We start from the raw sequence: 5,076 nt of genomic DNA, 5'->3' as shown, positions 1-5,076 counted from the left end.
GCGGCCCCCTCCCCCAGCACCACCAGCGCCGGACGCCCGCCGCGCCCACGCAGCTCGTAGGTGCCGTCGCGGGACCCGCGCCGAAGCTCCCCCACCACCAGGCACGCCTCCCCCGGGACGCCCACGCGCTCCCAGGACAGCGCCTGCGCGGGCTCTCCCAACAGCTCCGCCCGGGTGAGCGCTGGAGGCGCCGCACACCGGCGCACCTCCATCGGCGCCAGCAGCGCGGACGGCGCGAAGCCCACCGCCGCCCGCGTGTGCTCGCCCTTCAAGAGCAGCACCGGCGTGTACGCGCGCTCGCGCGACAAGAGCGGCCCCTTGCGGCCATGCGCCCCCACCGCGTGCACCGCCGCGTCGTAGAAGGCGCACGGCACGCCGCCCGGTGACGTCAGCGTGTCCAGGGACTCCAGCCGGCCCCGGTACACGCCAAAGCCCGGAGGCCGCCCCGCGCGCAGGTCCGCCACCGCTTCATCCAGGGGCACGGGCGCGGCGCCCCGCAGCGCATCCGCCCGCAGGCGCACCCGGGCCCCCCGGGCGGACACGCCCGCGGCCAGCACCAGCAGCACGCCGCCCAGCGCCTTCACCAGCACGTCCGGCGACACGGGCACCAGGGCCACCCCGCGCATCCACGGGACGAAGAGCACCAGCCCCAGGGCCAGCGCCCCGAAGCCCGCGAGCATCCAGCGGGGCCGCGAGCCGGCGGGCGTGCGCCCCAGGGTGAAGGTCGCCCAGAGCAGCAGGGCCAGCCCCACGCCACAGAGCGGCAGCAGGAGCACGCGCCCCAGGTCCAGGTCCACGCCCATGCCCCACCCCCGCCCGCGTGCCGGACGGCCCCGCGAAGGCGGAGCCCGGCGGGAGCAAGATGCGGCTGGGTGGAGGGGGCGGCAAGTCCCGCCCCGCGCGGAGCGCCGGGACTACTCGTTGGTGGTGCGGCGAGGGGGGCGCTCCTGCAGCGGCCCCACGACCTTCAGGTCGTCGAAGGTGCACTGGAGGTTGCGGCAGCCCAGGGCCAGCTTGCCCACGCGGCCCTCGAAGCCCGGCAGCACCTTGGAGGCGAAGAGCTTCTTGTTGAGGAACGCGTCCACCCGCACGCCGCTCTTCAGCCGCTTGAGCTGGAGCTTCACCAGGAAGGGGCCCTGGCGGGGCACCGGCATCTCGTCCTGGACGAGGTTCTTGGTGTCCTCCGCGCTGTTGCCCACCACCTCGTGCCCGTCGTCCGGGGAGAAGTAGCGCCACGACAGGCGCATGCCCGCGTCGGGGATGGCGAAGACGGACACCTGCACGTCGCGGATGCGGAACGCCAGCTCGCCGAAGTGCTGCCCGTCCTCCTCCACCGACCACTCCTTGCCCAGCGCCCTCACGTCCATCAGCACCTCGGCCGTGAAGTCGTCGCTGGTGAAGTAGCGGTGCGCCAGGTACGCGCGTGGCACCAGCTTGCCGTCCGCCTCCCGGCCGGCCTGCACGGCGCGCAGCTCGCCCTGGTCCAGGGTCCAGGTGCCGCTGTGGACGTTGATCTCCTCCTCGCCCGGCCCGAAGCCCAGCTCCAGCGTGGTGTCGTCGGAGCCGGCCACGGGAGGCGTGAGCTTCAACCCGGTGAACACCTCCGCTTCCGTGTTGGCCGGGAAGTGCAGCACCGGGGGCGGCGGGGCCGGCGTCAGGGCGGTCAGCCCCCCGAAGCCCACGAAGGCGCGCACCGCGAAGCCCAGCACGGCCAGGCCGCCCACGATGGACAGGCCGGTGCGCACCCGGCCCCAGCCCGCGTGGAGCGCCTCCAGCATGGCGGCCTCCGGGGCGGTGATGGCCTTCATGGAGGCCACGTGCGAGGGCTGCGCGCGCGCCAGCGCCGACGCGGGCGCCACGTGCGGCGACGACGACGCGGACACCAGCGCTTCCAGCGCCTCGCACACCTCCGTGGCGGTGGCGTAGCGGGCCTCGCGGTCCGTCTCCAGCAGCTTCTCCACCACCGGATCCAGGCGCGGGTCCAGGCCGCGCACGCGCTCCGAGGGCAGCTTGAAGCGGCCCACGGGCAGCTCGCCCGTGAGCGCCTCGTACATCATCACGCCCAGGGAGAAGAGGTCCGCCCTGCCGTCCACGTTCTTCGCGTCCCGGCGCTGCTCCGGGGCCATGTAGTTGAGCGTGCCCATGGCCACCGCCGTCGCGGTGAGGTGCTTCTCCGAATCCGGCTCGCGGATGCCCGCCAGGCCGAAGTCCGCCACCTTCGCGTGCATCCGCCCGTCCAGCAGGATGTTCTCCGGCTTCAGGTCGCGGTGGATGATGTTCTTGGCGTGCGCGCACTCCACGGCGCGCGCCACCTGGACCAGCACCTTCAGCGCCTGCGCGGGCGTGAGCGGGTCCCGGCCGCTCAGCGCGTGGCGCAGCGACTGCCCCTCCACGTACTCCATGACGAAGTAGTAGTGCTCGCCCTGCACGCCCCGGTCGATGATCTGCACGATGTTCGGGTGGCTCAGGGCCGCGAGCGCGGTCGCCTCCTTGTCGAAGCGCGACACGAACTCCCCGTCCTTCGCCAGCCGGGGCGGCAGCACCTTCACCGCCACCGTGCGGCCCAGGGAGCGCTGGCGCGCGAGCCACACCTCGCCCATGCCGCCGCGCCCCAGCACCTCCAGGAGCTCCAGGCCCGGCAGCTCGGGCTTCGCGCCCGTCAGCATCGTCTCCGCGTTCTCGATGGCGCGCAGGCCCGTGTTCACCGGCGCCCTGGGGGCCTTCACCCCGGGCGTCTCCGCGCGCACCAGCGTGGCCCCGTTCTCCAGCTCCGGAGCCAGCCCCGGCTCCAGCGCCTGGGCTCCTGGGGCCGCCGCGGGCAATGCCACTCCGGAAGAAGGCGCGTTGCGGCCCTCCGCGGCGGCCGGAACCACGCCTGCGGGAACCTCGCCCTCGTCCACCTTCCCCACGCCATCCGGTCGCGGGTTGATCATCTCACTGCCCCCTGGGACGGAGCCGGCCCTCATCTCCTGTCCCACCGCGTCCTCCCCCTCCGCTCCAACACCGGGAGCGGAAGAAGGTAACGCTGATTGTCGCGGAATCTCCGCCGCGCGCGGCACGAACGTCACCGCGACGCCTGCTGGCTCGTCGGCATTCATGGCCGGACGGATGCCGGACGGCTCGCCCGGGCGGTGGATGCCGGACACGTCCGCGCGCCGCACCTCGAACCGGATGCCGCAGCGGCACGTGACCTTCTGGCCGCTCACGTACACCCGGGTGTCGTGCACCGTGCCGCAGTTGGGGCACGACTGGGTCGTCGTCATGGACGAGGGGCGCACCGTCAGCGCACCTTGCGGGAGGTGGAGGTGGTCAGCTCCGCGCCGTGCACGCGGAAGGTCTGCACGCCCTTCTCCTTGCCCTTCACCTGGAGCATCGGCAGCTCCTCCACGTCGAAGCCGGGCCCGGACTTGCGCACCGTCACCTCCGACGCGAGCACCTCCCCGCTCCGGGCGATGCCGCACAGCCGCGACGCGGTGTTCACGGTGTCGCCGATGGCGGTGAACTCGTGCCGCTCCGCGCTGCCCATGTAGCCCACGACGGCCTGGCCGGTGTTGACGCCGATGCCCACTTCAATGGGCTTCTTGCCGTCCAGCACGCGCTGCCGGTTGAGCTCCGTGACGGCGTCCTGCATCTCCAGCGCGGCCCTCAGGGCCCGGGCCGGATCATCCGGGTGCGACGACGGCGGACCCCACACCGCCATCACGCAGTCCCCGATGAACTTGTCCAGGTTGCCCTCGTAGCGGAACACCACGTCCGCCATGGCGGTGAAGAAGCTGTTGAGCATCGACACCACCTCCTGCGGCGAGTCGCTCTCCGCCAGGGTGGTGAAGCCCCGGATGTCCGCGAACAGGCAGCTCACCTCCGCGAGCCGGCTCTGGCGCAGGTCCTCCGTGCCGCCGTTGATCACCGCGTCCGCCACCGCCTTGGACAGGAAGCGCGACAGCTCCGCGCGCGTCACCGCCTCGTTGCGGATCTGCTCCGCCAGCGCCGCGTTCTCCAGCGCGATGCCCGCCTGCGCGGCGATGCCGGAGAGGATGGTCAGGTCCTTCTCCGAGAAGGCGTTGATCTGCTGGCGGCTGTCCAGGAACAGCACCGCCATGATGTCGCCGTTCACCAGCAGCGGCACGGCCATGGCGGAGCGGATGCCCTGCGCCACGATGCTCTCCGCGGCGGAGAAGCGCTCGTCGATGATGGCGTCCGCCGTGAGCACCGCCTTGCCCGTCTCCACCACGCGCTTGAGCACGGTGTCCGACAGCATGACGTTCACCTGCTTGCCCTGCCGGTGGTGCACCGCGGCTGGGATGAACTCCCCCTCCGGGCCCACCTTCAGGATGACGCCGTGGTCGGCCGCGAGCAGCTCGAAGGCCACCTTGAGGATCTGCTCGAACAGGTCGGCCTGGTTGCCCTTGAGGCTCACCTGCCGGTGGAACTCATGGGCGATTCTCAGCTTCTCGTAGTCCCGGCGCAGCGCGGCGGTGTCCGTCACCTGTTCCGCCGGGCGGAAGTTCTGCGGCACCTGGTCCATCTGCGCCAGGAAGGCCGGCATGGAGACGGCGTTGGCCACCACCGTCACGCCCGGCAGCGTGGGCGGGTTGGCCGGCAGCGCCTCCCCGCTGTGGAAGACGAGCCGGGAGGAGCCCAGGGCGATCTCATCCCCGTCCTTGAGGCGCATCTCCCCCGTCACCCGGCGCCCGTTGACGAAGGTGCCGTTGGACGAGTTCAGGTCGCGCAGGACGAAGTCGCGCCCCACCTTCTCGATGGTGGCGTGCTCCTTGGAGACCTCCCGGTCCACCAGCCGCAGCGTGTTGGACGGGTGGCGGCCGAGCGACGTGGTCGCGCCCAGGGGAAACTCCCCCAGCGTCCCGTCCGCGAACCGCCCCGTCAGGTGCGGCCCGCGCGGGTGCGACCCGGACCTGGGCGGGAATGGGGCGGGTGCCTGGTTCACGCGCGAATCCTCACCGGCCCGGACACTACCAGAGCCTTCCGCCCCAAAGGAACGCTCGCGACGCTGCCCCACGGACGGACCGCCGCCGCCCTGCACGGCCGGTCAGTCCCCGCTCCCACCCGGCCGCTCAT

Annotated in this window: 3 protein-coding genes; all 3 read right to left on the bottom strand. The window is 72.6% G+C overall.

Features of this window, described 5'->3' with window-relative positions; translation table 11 throughout:
• Window positions 1-803, bottom strand: an 803-nt coding sequence (locus D7W81_RS39765) for a hypothetical protein (RefSeq protein ID WP_120560534.1), incomplete at its 3' end; no start/stop codon positions are given.
• 111 nt (window positions 804-914) lie between these two features.
• Window positions 915-3,263: a serine/threonine-protein kinase gene (locus tag D7W81_RS39760; RefSeq protein ID WP_120560535.1), complete on the bottom strand. Its 2,349-nt coding sequence runs from the start codon at window positions 3,261-3,263 to the stop codon at window positions 915-917.
• A gap of 17 nt (window positions 3,264-3,280) precedes the next feature.
• Window positions 3,281-4,945 carry an adenylate/guanylate cyclase domain-containing protein gene (locus tag D7W81_RS39755; RefSeq protein WP_120560533.1) on the bottom strand — a complete coding sequence of 555 codons (1,665 nt, stop codon included), beginning with the start codon at window positions 4,943-4,945 and terminating at the stop codon, window positions 3,281-3,283.
• Window positions 4,946-5,076 lie beyond the last annotated feature (131 nt).

The sequence above is a fragment of the Corallococcus aberystwythensis genome (genome assembly GCF_003612165.1).
GTDB classification, from domain to species: Bacteria; Myxococcota; Myxococcia; order Myxococcales; family Myxococcaceae; genus Corallococcus; species Corallococcus aberystwythensis.
The sequence above is the reverse complement of the archived record's forward strand: the minus strand, read 5'-3'. Positions and strand labels throughout refer to the sequence as shown.

What these genes read in the sequence shown, in the direction of transcription:
- D7W81_RS39760 (WP_120560535.1), bottom strand. Translation starts at nt 3,263, where the DNA reads ATGACGACGACCCAGTCGTGCCCCAACTGCGGCACGGTGCACGACACC.